The 20,302-nt window shown below is 65.8% G+C and carries 23 protein-coding genes; 7 read left to right on the forward strand and 16 right to left on the reverse strand.

What is annotated here, in order from left to right:
* Nucleotides 1-25: 25 nt before the first annotated feature.
* The 12 genes from WAF18_RS13595 to WAF18_RS13650 form a co-directional block, all read right to left on the reverse strand.
* Nucleotides 26-1,405 (reverse strand): NAD(P)/FAD-dependent oxidoreductase, encoded by a 1,380-nt coding sequence (locus WAF18_RS13595; protein WP_337245589.1) that lies wholly within the window; start codon nucleotides 1,403-1,405, stop codon nucleotides 26-28.
* A complete protein-coding gene (gene kynU, locus WAF18_RS13600; RefSeq protein ID WP_337245590.1) occupies nucleotides 1,402-2,682 on the reverse strand; it encodes a kynureninase in 1,281 nt (426 codons plus the stop codon). Before kynU ends, WAF18_RS13595 begins: the two co-directional genes overlap by 4 nt.
* A gap of 44 nt (nucleotides 2,683-2,726) precedes the next feature.
* Entirely contained in the window at nucleotides 2,727-3,737 is a 1,011-nt protein-coding gene (locus tag WAF18_RS13605) for an amidohydrolase family protein (protein ID WP_337245591.1), read from the reverse strand.
* Nucleotides 3,738-3,792: 55 nt separating this feature from the next.
* On the reverse strand, nucleotides 3,793-4,419 hold the full coding sequence (locus WAF18_RS13610) for a hypothetical protein (protein WP_337245592.1): 627 nt from the start codon (nucleotides 4,417-4,419) through the stop codon (nucleotides 3,793-3,795).
* A gap of 31 nt (nucleotides 4,420-4,450) precedes the next feature.
* Entirely contained in the window at nucleotides 4,451-4,993 is a 543-nt protein-coding gene (locus tag WAF18_RS13615) for a 3-hydroxyanthranilate 3,4-dioxygenase (RefSeq protein ID WP_337245593.1), read from the reverse strand.
* A gap of 4 nt (nucleotides 4,994-4,997) precedes the next feature.
* Nucleotides 4,998-5,525, reverse strand: a complete 528-nt coding sequence (locus WAF18_RS13620; protein WP_337245594.1) for a RidA family protein — start codon at nucleotides 5,523-5,525, stop codon at nucleotides 4,998-5,000.
* Entirely contained in the window at nucleotides 5,518-6,192 is a 675-nt protein-coding gene (gene can, locus WAF18_RS13625) for a carbonate dehydratase (RefSeq protein WP_337245595.1), read from the reverse strand. The genes WAF18_RS13620 and can overlap by 8 nt, the downstream gene beginning before the upstream one ends.
* 7 nt (nucleotides 6,193-6,199) lie before the next feature.
* Complete coding sequence (locus tag WAF18_RS13630; RefSeq protein WP_337245596.1) at nucleotides 6,200-7,627, reverse strand: aldehyde dehydrogenase; 1,428 nt, start codon at nucleotides 7,625-7,627, stop codon at nucleotides 6,200-6,202.
* A 59-nt stretch (nucleotides 7,628-7,686) separates the two neighbouring features.
* Complete coding sequence (locus tag WAF18_RS13635) at nucleotides 7,687-8,496, reverse strand: DNA-formamidopyrimidine glycosylase family protein (RefSeq protein ID WP_337245597.1); 810 nt, start codon at nucleotides 8,494-8,496, stop codon at nucleotides 7,687-7,689.
* Nucleotides 8,497-8,574: 78 nt separating this feature from the next.
* Nucleotides 8,575-9,360 carry an SDR family oxidoreductase gene (locus WAF18_RS13640; RefSeq protein WP_337245598.1) on the reverse strand — a complete coding sequence of 262 codons (786 nt, stop codon included), beginning with the start codon at nucleotides 9,358-9,360 and terminating at the stop codon, nucleotides 8,575-8,577.
* Nucleotides 9,361-9,484: 124 nt separating this feature from the next.
* Nucleotides 9,485-9,784 carry a hypothetical protein gene (locus tag WAF18_RS13645; protein WP_337245599.1) on the reverse strand — a complete coding sequence of 100 codons (300 nt, stop codon included), beginning with the start codon at nucleotides 9,782-9,784 and terminating at the stop codon, nucleotides 9,485-9,487.
* 19 nt (nucleotides 9,785-9,803) lie between these two features.
* On the reverse strand, nucleotides 9,804-10,106 hold the full coding sequence (locus WAF18_RS13650) for a hypothetical protein (protein WP_337245600.1): 303 nt from the start codon (nucleotides 10,104-10,106) through the stop codon (nucleotides 9,804-9,806).
* 131 nt (nucleotides 10,107-10,237) lie between these two features.
* Between WAF18_RS13650 and WAF18_RS13655 the strand changes: the two genes are divergently transcribed.
* A complete protein-coding gene (locus tag WAF18_RS13655; protein WP_337245601.1) occupies nucleotides 10,238-10,507 on the forward strand; it encodes a hypothetical protein in 270 nt (89 codons plus the stop codon).
* Between the two features lie 93 nt (nucleotides 10,508-10,600).
* Here WAF18_RS13655 and asnS read toward each other — a convergent pair whose 3' ends face one another.
* Nucleotides 10,601-11,998, reverse strand: a complete 1,398-nt coding sequence (gene asnS / locus WAF18_RS13660; protein ID WP_337245602.1) for an asparagine--tRNA ligase — start codon at nucleotides 11,996-11,998, stop codon at nucleotides 10,601-10,603.
* Nucleotides 11,999-12,112: 114 nt separating this feature from the next.
* On the opposite strand from asnS, the gene WAF18_RS13665 reads away from it, so the two are divergent.
* The 6 genes from WAF18_RS13665 (at nucleotide 12,113) to WAF18_RS13690 (ending at nucleotide 17,765) form a co-directional block, all read left to right on the forward strand.
* The gene (locus tag WAF18_RS13665) at nucleotides 12,113-12,463 is read left to right on the forward strand and encodes an iron-sulfur cluster assembly accessory protein (protein ID WP_337245603.1); all 351 of its coding nucleotides are present in this window, start codon (nucleotides 12,113-12,115) and stop codon (nucleotides 12,461-12,463) included.
* A gap of 305 nt (nucleotides 12,464-12,768) precedes the next feature.
* A complete protein-coding gene (locus tag WAF18_RS13670) occupies nucleotides 12,769-14,511 on the forward strand; it encodes an RHS repeat-associated core domain-containing protein (RefSeq protein WP_337245604.1) in 1,743 nt (580 codons plus the stop codon).
* A 4-nt stretch (nucleotides 14,512-14,515) separates the two neighbouring features.
* Nucleotides 14,516-14,947: a hypothetical protein gene (locus WAF18_RS13675; protein ID WP_337245605.1), complete on the forward strand. Its 432-nt coding sequence runs from the start codon at nucleotides 14,516-14,518 to the stop codon at nucleotides 14,945-14,947.
* Nucleotides 14,948-16,002: 1,055 nt separating this feature from the next.
* Nucleotides 16,003-16,437 (forward strand): hypothetical protein, encoded by a 435-nt coding sequence (locus WAF18_RS13680; RefSeq protein ID WP_337245606.1) that lies wholly within the window; start codon nucleotides 16,003-16,005, stop codon nucleotides 16,435-16,437.
* A gap of 36 nt (nucleotides 16,438-16,473) precedes the next feature.
* Entirely contained in the window at nucleotides 16,474-16,863 is a 390-nt protein-coding gene (locus WAF18_RS13685; protein WP_337245607.1) for a prepilin-type N-terminal cleavage/methylation domain-containing protein, read from the forward strand.
* On the forward strand, nucleotides 16,860-17,765 hold the full coding sequence (locus tag WAF18_RS13690) for a type II secretion system protein (protein WP_337245608.1): 906 nt from the start codon (nucleotides 16,860-16,862) through the stop codon (nucleotides 17,763-17,765). The genes WAF18_RS13685 and WAF18_RS13690 overlap by 4 nt, the downstream gene beginning before the upstream one ends.
* A 734-nt stretch (nucleotides 17,766-18,499) precedes the next feature.
* Here WAF18_RS13690 and WAF18_RS13695 read toward each other — a convergent pair.
* Genes WAF18_RS13695 through cyoC form a run of 3 tightly spaced genes read right to left on the reverse strand, consistent with a single transcriptional unit; the run spans nucleotide 18,500 to nucleotide 20,302 of the window.
* Nucleotides 18,500-19,252: an SURF1 family protein gene (locus WAF18_RS13695; RefSeq protein ID WP_337245609.1), complete on the reverse strand. Its 753-nt coding sequence runs from the start codon at nucleotides 19,250-19,252 to the stop codon at nucleotides 18,500-18,502.
* A gap of 19 nt (nucleotides 19,253-19,271) precedes the next feature.
* Nucleotides 19,272-19,655, reverse strand: coding sequence for a cytochrome o ubiquinol oxidase subunit IV (gene cyoD, locus WAF18_RS13700; protein WP_183425440.1), 384 nt, complete (start codon nucleotides 19,653-19,655; stop codon nucleotides 19,272-19,274).
* A complete protein-coding gene (gene cyoC, locus WAF18_RS13705; RefSeq protein WP_337245610.1) occupies nucleotides 19,652-20,302 on the reverse strand; it encodes a cytochrome o ubiquinol oxidase subunit III in 651 nt (216 codons plus the stop codon). Before cyoC ends, cyoD begins: the two co-directional genes overlap by 4 nt.

Genomic DNA, 20,302 nt, shown 5'->3' on the forward strand with positions numbered 1-20,302 from the left:
GCGAGCCGTTGCGACGGCGGCACGATCATGCGGGTGTGTCCTCCAGCGGCGTCAGCTGCGCCCGCACTTCGGCATCGATCGCCGGCCAGTCCAGCGTATCGAGCGTGGTGTGGCCGGCCGTTGCGCGTTCGAGGATGCCGCGTTGCAGATCGGTGCGGCGCATCGCCAGCGAGTACGGGATGCGCATGAAGGTCACCATCGCGTAGTGCGGGACGAAGCGGCCCGGGTGACGCGCCTGCAAGGCGAGTTCGAGTTCGCGCTGCAGCAGGTAGTCGGCATCGTCGACCCGGTCGCGCATCTCCAGATAGTTGTCGAGCGCCATGCGCTGGATCGCGGCGGCGTCGGGTCGGCGCTGCGCCTCGAACGCGGCGAATGCGTCGGCGGTATCGGCATGCGCGTCGAGCTGATCGGCCAGCACCACGCAGTCCTCGAAGGCGCAGTTCATGCCCTGGCCGTGGAACGGCACCATCGCGTGCGCGGCATCGCCCAGCAGCACCGCGCGGCCGTCGAGATGCCAACGGTCGAGATACAGCGTGGCCAGCTGGCCGACCGGATTGGCGGCCCAGTGCGCGCGGAACTCGGGCATCAGCGCCAGCGCGTCGGGGAATTCGCGCGCGAAGAACGCCTGCGCCGCCTCCACATCGTGGATCTGGTCGAACGCCGGGCCGCCGTCGGTGCCTGCGCGGTGCGGGAGGAACAGGGTGACGGTGAACGTGCGCTCGTCGTTGGGCAGGGCGATGCACATGTAGTGGCCGCGGGGCCAGATGTGCAGGGCGTGCGGCTCGATGCGGAAGCCGCCGTCGGCCGACGGTGGGATTTCCAGTTCCTTGTAGCCATGATCGAGCACATCGACCCGCTCACCGAGGTCGCGCACGCGCTGCATCGCCGCGCGCAGCGCCGAGCCGGCACCGTCGGCACCGACCAGTGCATGGAAGTGGACCTCGCGGGTTGCGCCGCTGCCGGGATTGCGGAACACCGCGTGCCGGGAGTCGAAGTTGACCGCATCCAGGCCGGCATCGAAATGCAGCCGGGCGCCGGCGGCCTGCGCCAGGTCGAGCAGCACGACATTCAGATCGCCACGATGCACCGACCAGATCACCTCGTCGTCGTCGCGACCGTAGCGTTGCAACTGCGGCGCGGCGGCGCCGGTGTGGACCATGCGCCCGCGCATCATGATCGCGTGCCGCATCACCGCATCGTCGGCATCGGCCGCGCGCAGCGCATGCCGGCCGCGCTCGGCCAGCGCCAGGTTGATCGAACGCCCACCAGCGTAGCCCAGACGCCGCGGATCGCCACGCTTCTCGTACAGGTCGACCTCCCAGCCCCGGCGTCGGAGCAGGATGCCGAGCAGTGCACCGGCCAGGCCTGCGCCGACGATGGTCAGCTGGCGTGCCGCGCCGCTCACGCTGCGTCGCGCCAGCGCTTCACCGCGCGCACGAACCGCAACACGTCGCCGTGGTGGTTGTACAGCGGTGCCGGCGAGATGCGGATCACATCGGGTTCGCGCCAGTCGCCGAGCACGCCGTTGTCGGACAGGTGCTGGAACAGCGCGCGGCCTTGCTCGCGACCGCCGCGCACGCGCAGCGACAGCTGCGCACCGCGCCGTGCAGGATCGGCGGGCGTGACGATCTCGAGCACCTCCGACAGCTGCGCGTGGATCAGCGCTTCCAGATAGCCGGTCAGGCGCTCGGACTTGGCGCGCAGCGCCGGCATCCCGGCCTCGGTGAACAGGTCGAGCGAGGCCCGCAGCGGCGCCAGGCCGAGGATCGGCGGATTGCTGAGCTGCCAGCCCTCGGCGCCGGGCGTGGGCTGGAAGTCCGGCCCCATGCGGAAGCGCGTCGCCGCGTCGTGGCCCCACCAGCCGGCAAAGCGCGGACGATCGGTCTGGGCGTGGCGCGCATGCACGAAAGCCCCGGCCACGGCGCCGGGACCGCTGTTGAGATACTTGTAATGGCACCACACCGCGAAATCGGCGTCGCTGTCGTGCAGCCGCAGCGGCAGGTTGCCGGCGGCGTGCGCCAGGTCGAAGCCGACCACCGCACCCGCCGCGTGGCCCAGGCGCACGATTTCCGCCAGGTCGAACGCCTCGCCGGTGCGGTACTGGACCCCGGGCCACAGCACCAGCGCCATTCGGTGTCCGTGCTCGGCGATCGCCGCGGCGATCGCGTCCGTGCCGAACAGGCCGTCGGCGCCGGGCTGCACTTCGATCAGATCGGTCGCCGGGTCGAAGCCGTGGAAGCGGACCTGCGATTCGAGCGCGTAGCGGTCGGACGGAAACGCGCCGGCTTCCATCAGGATCGCCGGCCGTTCGGTGGTCGGGCGGTAGAAGCCGACCATCAGAAAATGCAGGTTCGCGGTCAGCGAGTTCATCGCGACCACTTCCTCCGGTTGCGCGCCCACGACCTCGGCCAGCTGCGCGCCGACCAGCGCGTGATAGGTCATCCATTGCGAGTTGCCGCGAAAATGGCCTTCGACCGCCTCCATCGCCCATTTGTCGAGCACGTCCTCGACCTGCGCGCGGGCACCGCGCGGCTGCAAGCCCAGCGAATTGCCGACGAAGTACGCCTGTTCGACCTCGCCGAAGCGCGGCATGTGGAACTGCGCGCGGAAGCGCCGGAGCGGGTCGGCGGCGTCGGCGGTCGCGGCGTAGTCGTCGGTGAACAGGGCGTGGGTGTCGGTCATCGTGAAAAGCCGGTGGGGTCGCGTGGGGATGCGAAAGAGGGACTTCAGGCGAAGCGGTTGGCCGGCAGGCCCAGCCAATCGAGCGCGGTGCCGTGGTAGAGCCGGGCGCGGGCCACGTCGTCGAGCGCGAGCTGCTCGATCCCTGCGCCGGGTTCCTGTTCGCCGAGCGGAAAGGGATAGTCGGTGCCGAGCATCACCCGGTCCGCGCCGCAGGTGTCGAGCAGGTACTGCAGCGCCCGCGGGTCGGCGACCCAGGAGTCGAAGTACAGCCGCTTGAGGTAGCGACGCGGATTGTGCGGATTGTCGGTGGCGACCAGATCCGGACGCATGTTGAACCCGTGCTCGATGCGCCCGATCGTGTACGGGAAACTGCCGCCGCCGTGCGCCATGCAGATGCGCAGCTTGGGCAAGCGCTCGAGCACGCCGCCAAAGACCAGGCAACAGGCCGCACGCGCCTGCTCGGCCGGCATGCCGACCAGCCAGGGCAACCAGTACTTGGGCATCGACTCGCTGCCCATCATGTCCCAGGGATGGACCAGGATCGCTGCGCCCAGGTCGGCGGCGGCCTCGAAGAACGGGAACAACTCCGGCGCGTCGAGGTTCCAGTCGCCGACGTGGCTGCCGATCTGCACGCCCTGCAGGCCGAGCTGGTCGACGCAGCGCTCCAGCTCCTGGATCGCCAGCCGCGGCGACTGCAGCGGCACCGTGCCGATGCCGGCGTAGTGCCGCGGATGGGCGGCGACCGTGGCGGCCATGTGGTCGTTGAGCGCCTGGTGCAGCTCCAGCGCGTGCGCGGGCTTGGCCCAGTAGCCGAACATCACCGGTACGGTGCTGATCACCTGGACCTGCACGCCGAAGCGCGCGTAGTCGTCGATGCGCTCGCGCGCGTCCCAGGTCCGCGACCAGATCTCGCGGAAGAACCGCCCGTCCTTGTAGATCCGGTGGCGCCCGTCGGCGGTGTGGTGGATGACAGGAAACCGCGCCTCGCCGTACTTGGCCGCCAGGTCCGGCCAGTCGCGCGGCAGGTAATGGGCGTGGATGTCGATCTTCAGCATGTCGCCATCCTAGACGAGCGGCCCGTGCCGATCACGCCGCAGGCGCACAGCGGGTTCAGGGGCTGGCTGTGCGGCCCGCACCGCGTTCGAGCCGCAGTTGTTCGATCGATGGAGGAACTGGCCGCGGCTGCTGGCCCACCGATGCCGCCATCTCGCCGACCTTGGCCTGCGATTGGGCGAGCGTCGGTACGCCCATCCGCGTGCGCTCCGCATCGTCGACTGCATCCTCGGCGACCGGGTACAGGAACAGACCCTCATCGCTGCCCTGGAACTGGGTGCCGTACCACTGCGGTTGCAACTGCGCCGTCATCATGCGGTCCCAGGACGCGGCAACGAGCCAGCGATAGTTCGCCCGCTCGGGGTCGAGCGTCGCGGCCAGCGTCGCTAGGGCGTGTGCGATGCGATAGTCCGCCAGGTCGCTGCCGTGCTGGAACACCAATGCGGCGTTGAAGTAATCGGTCGCTGTCCGCAACTGGCCTTCACCGAGCAGCACGAGCACGCGCGCACGCCGTTGTGCGTCTTCGTGCGACACCACGGTCCAGTCGATATCCGTGCTGTCGCGGACCTTCTGGTCGTCGCGGTACAGACTCGCCAGTTCGGCGTTGTCGGCCACCTGGGCATGCAGAGGCGCGATCGTGGCAAGCAATCCGGACAGCAGGAGCGTCGTGATGGTGTTGCACATGGTCAATCTCCAATCCATTGGATCGATGGGGTCAGGTGATATCTGCTGGCGTTTCGAGGTCGTATCGGGCGGGGCGCGGATTGACGTGGCCACAGGCCTCGCAGGTGCGCAGGTCGATCGCGCCGTAGAAGCGATCGAACACCGGCGGGAAGTCCTGCTCGATGTCGTGCAGCGTGAAGTAGTGCTCGAACAACGTGTGGTTGCAGCGCTCGCAGAACCACAACAGACCGTCGCGCTCATGCGGCAGGCGCTTGCGCTCGATCACCAGTCCGACCGAGCCGGCGCTGCGCTGCGGCGAATGCGGCACCTTGGGCGGCAGCAGGAAGGTCTCGCCGGCGCGGATCGGGATGTCGCGCGGGCGGCCGTCCTCCTGGATGCGCAGCACCATCTCGCCCTCGAGCTGGAAGAACCACTCCGGGCCCTCGTCGTAGTGGTAGTCGGTCCGCGCATTGGGCCCGCCGACGATCATCACGATGAAGTCGCCATCGTGGATGCACTTGTTGCCGACCGGAGGCTTGAGCAGCTCGCGGTGCGTGTCGATCCAGGCCTGCAGGTTGATCGGTCCCGGGATCATTGGCTTATTCCTTCATGGATGCTGGTGCGTCGGCGTCCGTGGCCCTCACCCCACCATCGGCTCCGCCGATGGTCCCCCCCTCTCCCGCAGGGCGGGAGAGGGACGTGGGATGGCGGCCAATGGCCGCCACACACTTCATTTCGATCGCGATCGGCGTGGGCAGCGCATCGATGCCGAGCGTCGTGCGGCAGGGCGCGGCGGCGGGGTCGGGGAAATGCTCGGCCCAGACCGCGTTGTAGACGGCGAAGTCCGCCATGTCGGTCAGGTAGACGGTCACGTCGACCAGGTCTTCCCAACACGCGCCGCTGGCCTGGAGCACGGTGCGGACATTGGCGAGCACCGCGCGGGTCTGCGCTGCGATGTCGCGCGCGACCACGCGGCCGTCGGCATCGAGCACGTTGCCCGGCACCGCGTCGGTCGCCGGGTCGCGCGGGCCGATGCCCGACAGGAACAGCAGGCCACCGGCACGGCGCGCATGCGGGTAGCGCCCGACCGGGGCGGGCGCGGAAGCGGCGTGGACCGCCTCAGTCATCGCGCTCGCCGCGCGCGGCGACCGAGGCCACCTTGGCGACGGCGGCGCGGTAGGCGGGGGTGATCTGCTCGGGGCCGGACACGTCCATCGACAGTTCGCGCACGCGGCCGTCGCCCAGGGCGTACACCCAGCCATGGACCGCCAGCGGCTGTCCACGCGCCCAGGCATCGCGCACCACCGTGGTCTGGCAGACGTTGAGCGCCTGCTCGATCGCGTTGAGCTCGCACATCCGCGCGTGGCGCTGGGTGTCGTCCTGGACCGATGCCAGCAGATCCTCGTGCTTGTAGGCGAGATCGGAAACGTGGCGCAGCCAGTTGTCGACCAGGCCGACCCGCGTGCCGGTCAGGGCGGCCTGGACGCCGCCGCAGCCGTAATGACCGACCAGCAGGATGTGCTCGACCTTGAGCACGTCGACAGCGAACTGGATCACCGACAGTGCATTGAGGTCGCCGTGCGAAAGCACATTGGCCACATTGCGATGCACGAAGACCTCGCCGGGGTCGAGCCCCAGGATCTGGTTGGCCGGCACGCGCGAATCGGAACAGCCGATCCACAGGTACTTGGGGGTCTGCTGGCTGGACAGACGGTTGAAGAAATCCGGGTCGTCGCGCGAAACGCGTTCGGCCCAGTCGCGGTTGCGTTGCAGGAGGTTGTCGAGTTCGCCCATCGCGCCATTATTCCAGAGACAGGCCAATGTTCTTCGCCTCGGTGAAGAATCGCATGGCCTCCAGCCCGCCTTCGCGGCCCAGCCCCGAGTCGCCGCTGCCGCCGAACGGGGTGCGCAGGTCGCGCAGCATCCAGCCGTTGATCCAGACCATGCCCGCACGCAGCGCGGCTGCCAGGCGGTGGGCGCGGGCCAGGTCGCGGGTCCACAGCGTCGCGGCCAGGCCGTAGCGGCCGGCATTGGCGAGTGCCAGCGCCTCGGCGTCGTCGTCGAAGGTCTGCAACGTGACCACCGGCCCGAAGATCTCGTCCTGGTTGGTTGCGCAGTCCGGACCGAGGCCGTCGATGACCGTCGGCGCGACGAACCAGCCGGGGCGGTCGAGCGCGTGGCCGCCGCACAACACCCGGCCGCCTTCATCGCGGGCCCGCTGCAGCGCGGCGAGCACCTTGTCGAAATGCGCCTGCGACACCAGCGGGCCCATGCGCACGTCCGGGGCCATCGGGTCGCCGACGCGCAGCGCCGCGGCCTCGGCGACGAAGCGCTCGGTGAACTGCACCGCGATGCGCCGTTCGACCAGGATCCGCGAGCCGCACAGACAGATCTGGCCGCTGTTCTGGAACGCCGAGCGCACCAGGGTGTCGAGCCGGTCTTCCCAGTCGCTGTCGGCGAAGACCAGCGTGGCGTTCTTGCCGCCGAGCTCGAGAGAGGTCTTCTTCAGCAAGCCGCCGGCGAGCGCGCCGATCCGCCGCCCGACCGCGGTGCTGCCGGTGAACGACACCGCCCGCACCCGCGAATCGACGACAAGCACCTCGCCGACCCCGGCGCCGCTGCCGTGGACGAGGTTGAGCACGCCCGGCGGCAATCCGGCCTCGGCCGACAGCGCGGCCAGTAACGTCGCGGTCGCAGGGGTGATCTCCGACGGCTTGGCGACCACCGTGTTGCCCGCCGCCAGCGCCGGCGCGATCTTCCAGGTGAACAGGTACAGCGGCAGGTTCCACGGCGAGATCGTCGCGACCGTGCCCAGCGGCTGGCGCAGGGTGTAGTGCAGGCCGGCCTCGCCGTGGTGCGATTCGCTGGCGAACTGGGTCGCGGCATGCGCGAAGAAGCGCAGGTTGGCGACCGCACGCGGGATCTCGGCATCGCGCGCCAGTGCGAACGGCTTGCCGCCGTCCAGGGACTCGGCGTGGGCGAACTCGTCGTTGCGGGCCTCCAGCAGCGCCGCCAGACGCTCGAGCAGGGCCGCGCGCTTGCTGTTGGGCAGCGCCGCCCAGCCGGGGGCGGCGCGCTCGGCAGCCTGCAGTGCGAGATCGACGTCGGTGGCATCGCCCGCGGCGACCTCGGCATACACCCGGCCGGTGGCAGGGGCGTGGACCGGCAACCAGCGATCCGCCGCCGGGGTCCGTGCTGCGCCATCGATCCAGTGGGTCAGCCGCTGCATGGCGCCAGCTTAGCCGAATGCGCGTCCGGTCCGGGGTGGTGGTCGCACGCCGATCGAGGTCAGTGCTGGCAGCCTGGACACCAGTACAGCCGGCGGCCGGCCAGACGGATCTCGGCGATGGTGCCGTCGCCACGCGGGCAGGGCGCGCCGGCGCGCTCGAACACCGCGAAGCCGAAGCTCGCGCGGGTCCGTGCCAGGTAGTCCTTGCCGGGTGGCAGCGCGTCGTCGAGCTTGGCGCGGTAGGCGCGCCGGGGCACGTCGAGCAGCGCGTTGGCCAGTCGCCGTCGCTCGCCGACCGTCAGATCCTGGAGGATCCGGTGCGGCGACAGCCGCGCCTGGAACAGCACCTCCGAGCGCAGGTAGTTGCCCATCCCGGCCGCGAAGTCCTGCGCCAGCAGCAGCGCGGCCAGCGTGCGCTTGCCGAAGCGCGGGTCGCGCATGTGCGCAAGCAGCGCCTTGGCGTCGACGGCCGGATCGAGCACGTCGGGGCCGAGCTTGGCGAGGTAAGGCTGGTCGCCGAGCGCATCGGTGCGCCACAGCGAGACCGACGGCGCGGCATAGAGCGCGGCGACGCCGCGCACCGTGACCAGCAGCACCCGCGGCCGGGTCTCGTCGGGCAGGGCCTCGGGCGCGTCGACGAACCGCCAGAAGCCGAACAGATGACTATGCGTGTACAGCGTCCAGCCGCCATCGACGGCGGTCAGCAGTGCCTTGCCGCGCGCTTTGACTGCCAACACTCGATGGCCTTCGAGCAGGCGGCGGCGTCGCTGCAGCACCGGATCGACGAATCGCACCCGGGTCAGTGTCTCGTCGACGAGCAACTGCGACAGGCGGTCGGCGAGGGCGTGGGTTTCCGGACCTTCGGGCATGTGCGCATCGGAGCAGCCCGCGCGTCGCGGTCTCGTGACTCTGCTGTGGCGGAAGGGCGGGTGAGGTGCCTGTGTTGCTCAGATCGAGGCCATGCGCCCGCCGTCCACCGGCAGGCTAACGCCGTTGACGTAGGCGGCGGCCGGCGAGCAGAGAAACGCGATCACGCCCGCGGTCTCCTCGGCCTCGGCGAAGCGTCCGGCTGGCACAGCGGCCTGCATCGCGGCGATGACCGCGTCCTCTGACTGGCCACTGCGCGCGGCGCGATCGGCGACGATCTGCGCGATGCGCTGGGTGCGCGTATAGCCGGGCAGCACGTTGTTGACCGTGATCCCGTCCGCAGCCAGTTCCCGGGAGAGCGTCTTGGCCCAGCCGGCCACCGCGCCGCGTACGGTGTTGGACACGCCCAGGCCCATGATCGGCTCACGCACCGAGGTCGACACCACGTTGACGATCCGTCCCCAGCCGGCGGCGCGCATGCCTGGCAGCAGCGTCTGGACCAGGATCTGTCCGGCGAGCAGGTGGCGCCGGAACGCGCTCAGATAGGCGTCGGCCGATGCGGTATGCGCCGGCCCGCCGGGCGGACCGCCGGTGTTGTTGACCAGGATCTGGGCTGGGACTGTGGCGACGTGCGTCTCCAGATGGGTCCGCAGGGTCTCCAGGTCGTCCATGTCGGCGACGAGCGCATGGTGCGCCTGGCCCGCGGGCGCCGGCAGCGATTCGCACACGGCTTGCAACACGTCGCTGCGCCGGGCGAGCACCGTGACGCTGGCGCCCAGCAGCGCAAGCTCGTGCGCGGTGGCGCGTCCGATGCCTTCGGAGGCGCCGCAGACGAGCGCGTGGCGGCCGGTCAGGTCGAGGTCCATGGGCGGTTCCCTGCGAGTGGACGGATTCGGTCCTCAGGCTGCCATGGTGGCCGCCGGATGCAAGCGAGACGGCGATCGCAGACGATCGTGTCCGATGTCCAGGCCGCCGCGGCCCGAGTCTGGATCAGGCGCGCGCGCCCAGCGACTGCACCATGCGGTCGCGCAGCCGGATGTCGTCCTCGGCCTGCGGCGGGGCGATCTCGCCGGGCGCGAAACCGCGCTCGAGCGCGTCCTCGGCGTCCAGCCCGTCCCAGGCCACGAACTCGGCATCGAGCAGCATCGAGCGCGCGGTGTCCTCGCTGTCGTAGGGCAGGGTGTTGCCGTCGCTGTCGAAGACTTCGGCGGTGCCGGCCTCGAGCACGCGCAGGCGCGCCCAGATCACCGTCCGCCCGATCGTCGCCAGCCACCATTCATCGCGGGTCATCGAACAGGTCCTTGCAGAGTCAGGGGGCGATCGACCACAGCCACAGCACCGCGCAGGCAGTCAGTGCGCCGAGGATCACGATCAGCGAGATCCGCGCCGGGGTTGCCAGACCGGTGAACTGGCGGTCGGGGACTTCGTAATAGTCGCCGGCCAGCAGCCAGCGCAGCGCCGCCGGCTGCAGGAACGCACCCTCCGCGAACCGCGCCCGCACCTGCGGATGGCGATCGCGCAGGTGCACCAGCGACAACGGCCAGAAGATCACGAACGCGGTCACCCCGCCGATCGCGACGCCGAAGAAGCACAGGGCGAGGAAGAGGGTCACGACGCGTCCGGTACGTGGGTATGCCGAAAGGATAATGGGTTCGAGCAGATCGCGCTTGACCCCGGCGCCCGCACGGAACTAGCGTCCCACGGGAGGGATACTCCCTCGAAAACGCCATTCAAGGAGGATGTATGAAGACCAGAACGTTGTGGGCAGGCGCGCTGATGTGCCTTGTCGCCGGATTGACGGTCGCGTCTGTCCAGGCTTCCAGCGTCGCGACCGAAGAACGCACCGCGCCGGAGGCCGTCGCCTCTGTTTCTCCCTCGCTTGCTGCACCCGTCAGGTTACTTCCTGACCTTGGCAGCGATCCCGAGATGAGCTGTATGCAGATTCGTGACCGCCAGTCTTGCCTGTTGAACATCGCGTGTCGGTGGCGCAACGAACGCTGCGTCGACGAGTAACGCAACGTGTTGCGCGGTCCCAGCACTCTCCACCGAGTGCTGGGACCGGTACTGGCTCAAGACGCAGGACCTGCGTTTCTTCGATTCCTGAACTCAGTATTCCGCCTGCCCCGGTGCGCGCGGGTAGGGGATTGCGTCGCGGATGTTGGACAGGCCGCAGACGTAGACGATCAGGCGCTCGAAGCCGAGGCCGAAGCCGGCGTGGGGCACGGTGCCGTAGCGGCGGAAGTCGCGGTACCAGCCGTAGTGCTCACGGTCGAGACCGAACTGGTCCATGCGCGCATCGAGCACGTCGAGGCGCTCCTCGCGCTGCGAGCCGCCGATGATCTCGCCGATACCCGGCGCCAGCACGTCCATCGCTGCAACGGTCTTGCCGTCATCGTTGAGGCGCATGTAGAACGCTTTGATGTGCTCGGGATAGTTCGCGACCACGACCGGCCGGCCGACATGCTGCTCGGTCAGCCAGCGCTCGTGCTCGGTCTGCAGGTCCAGGCCCCACTCGACCGGGAACTCGAACTTCTGCCCGGACTTGCGCAGCAACTCCACCGCCTCGGTGTACTCGATGCGCTCGAACGGGGCGTTGATGAACTTCTCCAGCCGCGTGACCGCATCCTTCTGCACGCGCTCGGCGATGAACGCCATGTCGTCGCTGCGCTCGTCGAGCACCGCGCGGAACAGGAACTTCAGGAAGTCCTCGGCCACGCGTGCGTCCTCGGCCAGATCGGCGAACGCGATCTCCGGCTCGATCATCCAGAACTCGGCCAGGTGGCGGGTGGTGTGGCTGTTCTCGGCGCGGAACGTCGGACCGAAGGTGTAGACCTTGCTCATCGCCAGGCAGAACGCCTCGACGTTGAGCTGGCCCGACACGGTCAGAAACGCTTCCTTGCCGAAGAAGTCGCGCGAGAAGTCAACCTTGCCATCGCGCAGCGGCAGGTTGGCCAGGTCCAGCGTCGAGATCCGGAACATCTGGCCCGCGCCCTCGGCATCGGACGTGGTCACGATGGGGGTGTTGATCCAGTAGTAGCCGTTCTGGTGGAAGTAGCGGTGCGCCGCCTGTGCCAAGCAGTGGCGGATGCGGGTGACCGCGCCGAACAGGTTGGTGCGCGGGCGCAGGTGCGCGACCTCGCGCAGGAACTCCAGCGAATGCGCCTTGGGCTGGATCGGGTAGGTCTCCGGGTCCTCGACCCAGCCCACGACCTCGATCTCGCGCGCCTGGATCTCGAAGCTCTGGCCCTGGCCCTGCGAGCGGACCAGGGTACCGGTGGCGATCACCGAGCAGCCGGCGGTCAGCCGCCGGATCTCCGATTCGTAGTTGTCCAGCGTCTGCGGCGCGACGACCTGGATCGGCGCAAAGCACGACCCGTCGCTGACGTTGACGAAGCTCAGGCCCGCCTTGGAATCGCGGCGGGTGCGGACCCAGCCACGGACGGTGACGTCGCCGCCTTCGGGAAGATGGCCGGCGAGGGCCTGTTGGACGCTGGTCGTGGTCATGCCTTGAATCCCGGGAATCCGCACCGATGAATGGCTGCACAGTCTACCGTGCCGCCGCCGCGCCGCGGATGCCCGCTCAGCTGCCGCTGCAGACCGAAGGAGTACACTCGTTCCATGGCCATCGCACTCGCTCCCGCCGCCCTCGAACGGGCCCGCCGCTTCCTCGCCGCCAGCCCCGACGCACTCGGGCTGCGCTTCGGCGTGACCAGGACCGGCTGCTCGGGCTGGGGCTATGTCGTCGACCTCGCCCACGAGGAACGGCCGGGGGACGCGGTCTGCGAACAGGACGGCGTACGGATCTACGTCGATGCGCAGAGCCAGCCGATGGTCGACGGCACCGAGATCGATTTTGAGCAGAAGGGGTTGAATCAGGAATTCGTGTTCCGCAATCCCAATGCCGCCGCCGAGTGTGGCTGCGGCGAGAGCTTCACGACTGACGATTCTTTCCGGGTGGCTGGGGCCTAGTTACGGCCGTAGCGCTTTGACTATGAATGCTTTATGTCTAGGGATCTCAGGAAGTCCCTGACATCTTGCTTGGTGTAGCACTGCGATCGCCTCTAGCCAAGCAATGTACTCCCGGTGCAATGCTGTTTCTTACAACACCGGAAGGTTCTGTTTTTCAGTTGCCACTCACTGCCTAGGCGAAGGCTCTCGACTTCCTGTGGGACGACGGGAATCGCCTCTCCCAGTGGGGCACACAGGGCCCCAACGGCACGCGCACGTACGACAATGCCAATCGGCTTCTCAGCGAGTCCGTCACGATAGACGGAGTGACGCTGACGCGACAGTACACGTATTACGCCAATGGCCAGGTGCACACGGCAACCGGACCTGATGGTGTCACCCAGACCTACGTCTATGACGGCAATGGCGAACTGGCTCGGGTAGAGATCCCCGGTGAGGGGGCGATCAGCGTAACCGATCGTCGATGGACCGCGCCGTCACGAGTCGTGCTGCCCGGTGGAACCGTGCAGGAGATCGAGTATAACGGTGTGCTCAATCCGACGCGTCTGCGCGTCCGAGGTCCGAATCAAACCACGCTGTTTGATCAACAGAGCGAGTACGGTGCTCTAGACGAGGTGCTTCGTCGAACCACCCAGAACTTGACCGTGGATTACCGCTACGACGCGGCGACACAGTTGACGCGCGCGCAGCCATCCAGCGGCAATACGGAAACGTTCGAGCTGGACGCCGCGGGTAACCGGCTGTCAGATAACGCCATACCCGACACTTGGCAATACGACGACGCCAATCGGCTGATCCAACGGGGCGCGTTCAATTGTCAGTACGACGCAGCCGGCAACCTTGTACAGAGAACCGATAACGGCAGGTCAGGTGCACAACGGGTCACCTCGTTCGTGTACGACGGCTACAACCGGATCACTGAGGTTCGCGATGGCGATGACGCGCTCATTGCCCGCTACGCCTACGATCCGTTCGGTCACAGGATCGTCAAGGAGATCACAGCGGTTGGTGCAGCCAACGGCGGCACGCTGGGCAAGCGGCTGTTCCTACATTCGGGCGCCGGCCTTTTGGCGGAAACGGACGCTTCAGGAACCGTACTGCAAAGCTATGGGTGGCAGCCGGAGGGCACCTACAGTACGGCGCCGCTGTTCATGCGTAACACGGACGGCTACTACTACTATCACAACGACCCACTGGGCCAACCGTGGCTGCTGACAAACAAGGCAGGCGCGGTGGTGTGGCAGGTAAGCCGCATCCAGGCATTCGGCACGGTGGCCCTAGCGCCGGGGGCGCAAGTGGTGCAGCCATGGCGGTTTCCCGGCCAGTACTTCGACGCCGAAACCGGGCTGCACTATAGCCTGCACCGCTACTACGATCCGGCGACCGGCCGGTACGTCACCGAGGATCCGCTCGGATTTTCGGGTGGCTTGAACTTTTACCTCTATGCAAACGCCAGTCCGACGAGATACACCGATGCGACGGGTGAGATCGCTTGGGTGGCCTTGGTGCCGATCGTCATCGGCGCGATCGAACTTGGCTTCACCCTTTATGACTTCTATCACCTCTACCATACGTTCAATGATCCATGCGCCACTGGATGGGACGTAACCGAGGCAGCTGGTTGGATTGCGGTTGGCGGCCTTCTCCCCGGTGGCGGTTACGGGGCGGCGAGTCGGAAGTTTCGTGGCGGCTCGCATCGGAACATGAGGAAGCCAAAAAATGATGGGCTTGAGTCCCATCATATGCCTGATCGGAAAGCTGACCCCAGTGTCAGTGAGAATCATGGGCCTGCTATCCAGATGGATCCTGCTGATTATGCCGCAACGCGTAGCCATGGTGGTCGACGTGATTCGGCGCAATATCTTCAGGAAACTGCTGACATGATTGCAGATGGAAGGTATCGTGATGCGATGGCCAGAGAAATACGCGATGTTCGTAGAGCTGCTAACGAGGTCTCTGGAGATCGAACTAAGTACAATCAAGCTATGCGCGAGATGCTCGATTATGCGAGGGACAGTGGTCAACTTCCGTCGCGGAATAGGAGATGACTAAGTGATTCAGCTGATTCCATATCGGTCGGTGAACGGGCTTCTGTTAGGTGATTATGTCGACAGGGCGAAAGAATTATTTGGAGATCCAGTTGTAGAAAGGAGGGATGGATCTGGAAATCTGATTGAGCAATATCGATCTCTAATCCTAGTTTTTCAGAAGGAGACGCTTCGATTGCAGGAGTGCGAGGTTCAGTGCGGCGTCAAAACTCAGGTTAACGGGCGCGATCTGGATTGGTCTCTTCCCGGGTTGAAGGCGCTATGCGAGGAGGATGGCGATCCCCAGGAATACTACGGATCTGTGATCTTGTTCAAAATTGGAATTGTAATGAGTGGGGTGGGGGAAGGGGCGGAGAGTGATCGCACTATTGGGATTTTTCTAAGAGATGTATGGGCTGATTTGAGGCCGAAGATGAAGCCTTTTACGCTCAGTTGATGGAAGTTGATTTGAGGTGTTGAGTGAGCTGTGGGCTGGCGACACCAGGCGTTTGTTCTGTTGAAACCTCCGATTTTATGCGGGCCTGCGGTCTCTTGGGGTGAATAAAAAGGCGAGATCTATTAAATTATCTGCGACGAGTGGCGATTGGTGGGGCTTTCTATGTAGTGCTGAAAGAGGAATGGATTTTTGTTACGTGCCATCTGGCGAGCTGGATGAGCAGGTCGGTCGGGTGAGTAGTTGTCTAGATATAGGAAAATTAGGATTTTATCATTCGGTAAAATCCAGAAGGGACTCGGCATATCTCTGCGTTTGTGATGGCGCTGATATTGAGGTCAGATGCGTCAAGCAGCGAGATGGTGGCAAATTTGTCGACCAGATGAGCAATGCTGACCTAGACTTCGCAGTCAGTTCCCGTTGCGGAGTTGGAGTAGCTAAGTGATTGAGCTGATTCCATATAGGTCGGTTAACGGACTTATGTTAGGTGACTTCGTCGACAGGGCGAAAGAGTTGTTCGGAGATCCAGTTGTAGAAAGGAAGAACAGATCTGGCGAGCTGGTAGTGCACTACCAGAACCTAATATTAATTTTTCATAAGGAAAAATTAAATTGCAAGAATGCGTTGTTCCGTATGGCGTGCCGACTCGGATAAGCGGTCGCGATCTGGATTGGTCGCTTTCCGGGCTGAAGGCGTTATGCAAGGAGGATGGCGCTCCCTTGGAGTACTACGGATCTGTGATTCTGTTCAATACTGGGATTGGAATGAGTGGGGTAGAGGAGGGCGCGGAGGATGATCGGACTATTGGAATTTTTTCAAGCGATGTATGGGTTGATTTGAGGCCGAAGATGAAGTCTTTTTCGCTCGATTGAGGGTCTAAGTTGATTATATTTTTTTTCATTGTAAGGTCGATTGTGGCGGGGAATTTGTGAGTCGGTTGAGTTTCACGATGTGCGCTGATGGCGGCAGAAGAAGAGTGTTTCGGGGTCAAGGGAAGTTTTGGGGGTGGATGAGCGGAACGCCGGGTGGGCTTTCGCTCGACAAGGGAGGTCGTCTTCATGCGCGTATTGGTGATCTTGTTGCTGGTCTGCGGGCTCTACGGCGCTTACCAATGGAGGCAGGACCGCAGTCCTTCGATCGAGGTGGCGGCGAGTTCGAACGGCTTTGTTCCGGTCGAGATGCCCGGCGGTGTCGGACGCAACTCGGTCCTGGTGCTCGCCCCGCGCAACTGTCCTTCGGAGCAGGCGCAGCGCACCGAGGCGCTCGTCCAGGCGTTCGCCCGGCAGGGGATTCCGGTCGTCCTGGGCGATTCGTTCTCGTTTGACGCGGCAGATCCCACGCCCGAGCAGATCGCGGGCATGGATCGTGCGGTCGAGGTGTTCAAGCGCGGTGCGCCGGCGGTTTTTGTCAACGGCATGGCCATGTCGAATCCCACCGCGGCGCAGACGATTGCGGAGTACAGGGCGACCAGGAGCGGGCGCTCGATCAACTGAAGGCCTGAGTGGCGTTGCGTATGGGGACTGGTAGGGATGGGATTGCATAGACGCATCGAGGGCTTCAGTCTCATCGAATTGATCGTCGTGGTCGCGATCGTCGCCGTGCTGCTGCTCATCGCCTATCCGCGCTACCAGTCGTCGGTCGATCGCGCCGAGGACGTCGCGCTGCTGGGCAACATCCAGAAGATCAGAACCACGATCGACCACTATTACGAGGACAAGGGCCACTACCCGGATTTCCTCGAGCGCCTTGTCGAGGGCAACTACCTGCGGTCCGTTCCGGTCGACCCGATCACCGGCAGCAACGGCACCTGGGTCCTGTTGCGCGGGACCGGCGTCGATTCCAACGGCGTCGTGGACGTTCGCAGCGGCGCGGCGGGGACCAGCTGGAGCGGGGTGGCGTACTCGGAGTTGACGCCGTGAATTGCCGGCAAGGCGGGTTCGCGTACCTGTACCTGCTCTTCGCCGTGGTGATCCTGTCGGTCATGCTGCTCGCCGGGGCGTCAGTGCGTCACTACGAAGTGCGCCGTCAGCAGGAGACGGAGTTGATCTGCATCGGTCGAGAGTTCAGGCAGGCACTCGTCAGCTATCGGGCAACCGGAAATTCTCGTGAGTTTCCGGCATCGCTCGAGGACCTGCTGCTGGACCGCAGGCTCGGCAACAACGATCGCCACCTGAGGCGGATCTACGTCGACCCGATGACGAGGTCCGACGAATGGGGCTTGATCCGCGAGCACGGCCGCATCGTCGGCGTGCATTCGCTGTCGTCCGCGGAGCCGATCAAGCTGGCCGGCTTCGAGCCAGAAGAAGCGCACTTCGAGGGCGCGCGCCGCTATAGCGAGTGGCGCTTCATGGTCGGCCCGCAAGGCGTCGAGCCGGTGGACGCGGTCAGAATCCCGGGCAGGTCTGACCATCGGGCCCTGCTGCCGGCGCTGCTCCTGGGCCAGGTGCGTGCCGATGAGGTTAGCGAGTCGATCAGGGGTTCCGGTCCAGTAGAGAGTCGTGTTCTGGCCGGCACGGCGTGTCAGCTTCGAGGCAATCAGGTTCCGGTCCGCACTCGGTTCGGCCAGTACAATCGTGCGCCCGCTCGGATGGGCGCCGGTCGCAGACGTGCCGAGGCCCCGGTCCCTGAGAATGGTCGAGAAACTGCCAGCGAGTGGAACGATCTTGCTGCCGCCTGCGACGAGCGCAGCCGATACCTCCGCATCGGACAACCGGCTGACGTCCGGGGCGCCAGGGGCGCGAGTCGACTGCGCCCACGCCGCAATGCCGCCGTCGATGACCTTGAAATCCCGCACGCCGTATCGCGCCAGGCGATTGCATAGCTGCAGCGCGTCCGAGCGGAACCTACCGTTGTCGTAGACGATCAGCGAGCCAGCGCCGGCATTCATCAGACTCTGGAGCGGCTGGTTGACAGCGCCGGGAATATGGAGCGGCGAATACTCCGCCCGGCTTCTGATATCGACGATCTTCGCGCCGGCGGGGCGCCGCGCGGCGGCGTCGATAAGGCAGTTGGCGCCCAGGTGGCCATTCTGTAGCGCTGTCTGTGACCGTGGCGCTGCAGGGCGCTCCGGCTTGGCGGACGAGGCGATACACGGCGTTTCCCGACGCGTTTCAGCCCCGAAAGAAACAGAGCCCACGAGTCGATAGTGTGAATACGACAACGGCCAGCACGCGGCGACGCGCCTTGCAGGACATTATCTTTTTCCCCTTCGCCGTCCCTGTCCCTCGGATCATGCCATACGCCTAAATGGCCTGTCGATTGGAGTATTTTCGGCTACTCATTCCCGAACGCTAATGCTCACGGCGCGCGGTGGCCGGTGCGGCACGATGACCTTGCCTGACCGGCTTTATCGCCCCGCATCCCTGGCGCTTCCAAACGCGGTCAAACGCTGCCCGTGACGCGCTTCCGAGTGCGGTGTTAATGATGACGCGCATCGGCGTATGCGCTGATTCTGCGGAGCGAGGTGTTATCGCCGATCTTCGCAAAGCAGGTGAGCATCGGACCTGGCGCTCTCTGCCATCGGGAGGGACTCAATCAGCCGGTGGCCGCACGCGCCTATGCGGCTGCGTCGGGCGCGCTGCGCCTGAACTCGCTGCGCAGCACGAAACCGATGGCCAGCAGCGTCAGCAGCGCCATGCCGAACCAGGTCAGCGCATAACTGAGGTGGTTGTCGCGGAACTGGACGATCGTCAGTCCGGGCACCGGCCAGTTGGCGCCGTCGATCGAGGTCTGGTCGTCGATGAAGAATAGCGCCACCGGCGCCGGGACCTGCCGCGCAGCGGTCATTTCCGCCGGAATACGCGCATACCAGCGGTCTTCGGCGGGCACGTTGGTGCGCACGAACAGGCCGGCGCGGTCGGGTTGGCGCAGCAGACCGGTGACTTCGACGACGTCGGCGGCGTCCACCCGGGCACGGCTGTCGCGTCGGCGATGCGCATTGTCGACGTAGCCGCGGTTGATCCACACCGCGCCGTCCGCGGTCGCCATCGGGGTCATGATCCAGTAGCCGGGACCACGTTCGGTGGAGGCGTAGACCGCGACTTCCTGATCGTGCAGCAGCCGCCCGCGGGCGGTCACGCGCAGGTATTCCGCATCGGCCGGATCGAGGCCGGCCCAGTCGGCCGCGGCCGGCAAGGGGACCGGGTCCGCATGGATCCGCGCCTCGACCCGTGCGATCAGCTCGCGCTTCCAGCCCAGACGCTCGACCTGCCACAGGCCCAGCGCGATGAAGCCCGCGGTTGCGGCGAGCAGGAACACCAGCAACGCCCAGCGTCGGGCCGGGCGTTGCGGGGCGCGTTGCGCAGTCATGACGGAGCGTCGCGCGCGATCAGGGCGCGACGCGCATCTGCTCGGGCGACATCGGCATCATGTTGTAGTTGAGGTGGTACATGACCCACAACGAGCCGACCAGCGCGATGACGATGATGATGCCGGTGAACAACAGCGACATCAGGATCCAGCCGCCCTCCGATTTCCGGTTCATGTGCAGGAAGTAGATCATGTGCACGACGATCTGGATGGCGCCGAACACCATGATCAGTGCGACCGTCCAGACGCGGCTCTCGATCACCTCGCCCATGACCAGCCAGAACGGGATGACGGTGAGGATCACCGACAGCACGAAGCCGATCACGTAATCGCGCATGCTGCCGTGGCCGTGCGCGTCGTGCGCCGCCTCGTGGGCGGGGTGGTGGTTGGTTTCGGTGCTCATCCCACGACTCCCATCAGGTACACATACGAGAACACGCCGATCCAGATCACATCCAGGAAGTGCCAGAACATCGACAGACACATCAGACGGCGGTGGTTGGCGGCGTTGAGCCCGTGCTTGCGTAGCTGGAACACCAGGGTCACCAGCCAGATCAGGCCGAACGTCACGTGCAGGCCGTGCGTGCCGACCAGCGTGAAGAACGACGACAGGAACGCGCTGCGCTGCGGGGTCGCGCCCAGGTGGGCGAGATGGTGGAACTCGTAGAGCTCGATGCCCAGAAAGCCCAGGCCGAAAAGGCCGGTCACCAGCAGCCAGACGATCGTGCCGCGGATGTTCTGCTTGTACGAGTTCAGCATCGCGAACCCGTAGGTGATCGACGAGAACAGCAGCATGAACGTCGCGACCAGGATCAGCTTCAGGTCGAACAAGTCGGCCGGCGACGGGCCGGCCGCGTAGTTGCGGCCGAGCACGGCGTAGATGGCGAACAGGATCGCGAAGATGAGGCAGTCGCTCATCAGGTAGATCCAGAAGCCGAGGTTGGTCCCGGTCTCGGGGTGATGCTCATGCCCGTCATGGGCATGGGGATCCTCGATCACGTGGTAAACGCGGGCGGTGTCGCCGGAAGTGGGTTGAATGCTGTGTGCCAT

Origin of the sequence: Luteimonas sp. gir (assembly GCF_037198055.1) — a bacterium.
GTDB lineage: Bacteria > Pseudomonadota > Gammaproteobacteria > Xanthomonadales > Xanthomonadaceae > Luteimonas > Luteimonas citri_A.

Excerpts from the sequence above, each read along its gene's own strand:
- kynU (WP_337245590.1), bottom strand. The coding sequence starts at position 2,682 with ATGACCGACACCCACGCCCTGTTCACCGACGACTACGCCGCGACCGCC.
- WAF18_RS13605 (WP_337245591.1), bottom strand. The coding sequence starts at position 3,737 with ATGCTGAAGATCGACATCCACGCCCATTACCTGCCGCGCGACTGGCCG.
- WAF18_RS13610 (WP_337245592.1), bottom strand. The coding sequence starts at position 4,419 with ATGTGCAACACCATCACGACGCTCCTGCTGTCCGGATTGCTTGCCACG.
- WAF18_RS13615 (WP_337245593.1), bottom strand. The coding sequence starts at position 4,993 with ATGATCCCGGGACCGATCAACCTGCAGGCCTGGATCGACACGCACCGC.
- WAF18_RS13620 (WP_337245594.1), bottom strand. The coding sequence starts at position 5,525 with ATGACTGAGGCGGTCCACGCCGCTTCCGCGCCCGCCCCGGTCGGGCGC.
- can (WP_337245595.1), bottom strand. The coding sequence starts at position 6,192 with ATGGGCGAACTCGACAACCTCCTGCAACGCAACCGCGACTGGGCCGAA.
- WAF18_RS13630 (WP_337245596.1), bottom strand. The coding sequence starts at position 7,627 with ATGCAGCGGCTGACCCACTGGATCGATGGCGCAGCACGGACCCCGGCG.
- WAF18_RS13635 (WP_337245597.1), bottom strand. The coding sequence starts at position 8,496 with ATGCCCGAAGGTCCGGAAACCCACGCCCTCGCCGACCGCCTGTCGCAG.
- WAF18_RS13640 (WP_337245598.1), bottom strand. The coding sequence starts at position 9,360 with ATGGACCTCGACCTGACCGGCCGCCACGCGCTCGTCTGCGGCGCCTCC.
- WAF18_RS13645 (WP_337245599.1), bottom strand. The coding sequence starts at position 9,784 with ATGACCCGCGATGAATGGTGGCTGGCGACGATCGGGCGGACGGTGATC.
- WAF18_RS13655 (WP_337245601.1), top strand. The coding sequence starts at position 10,238 with ATGAAGACCAGAACGTTGTGGGCAGGCGCGCTGATGTGCCTTGTCGCC.
- asnS (WP_337245602.1), bottom strand. The coding sequence starts at position 11,998 with ATGACCACGACCAGCGTCCAACAGGCCCTCGCCGGCCATCTTCCCGAA.
- WAF18_RS13665 (WP_337245603.1), top strand. The coding sequence starts at position 12,113 with ATGGCCATCGCACTCGCTCCCGCCGCCCTCGAACGGGCCCGCCGCTTC.
- WAF18_RS13680 (WP_337245606.1), top strand. The coding sequence starts at position 16,003 with ATGCGCGTATTGGTGATCTTGTTGCTGGTCTGCGGGCTCTACGGCGCT.
- WAF18_RS13685 (WP_337245607.1), top strand. The coding sequence starts at position 16,474 with ATGGGATTGCATAGACGCATCGAGGGCTTCAGTCTCATCGAATTGATC.
- WAF18_RS13695 (WP_337245609.1), bottom strand. The coding sequence starts at position 19,252 with ATGACTGCGCAACGCGCCCCGCAACGCCCGGCCCGACGCTGGGCGTTG.
- cyoD (WP_183425440.1), bottom strand. The coding sequence starts at position 19,655 with ATGAGCACCGAAACCAACCACCACCCCGCCCACGAGGCGGCGCACGAC.
- cyoC (WP_337245610.1), bottom strand. The coding sequence starts at position 20,302 with ATGGCACACAGCATTCAACCCACTTCCGGCGACACCGCCCGCGTTTAC.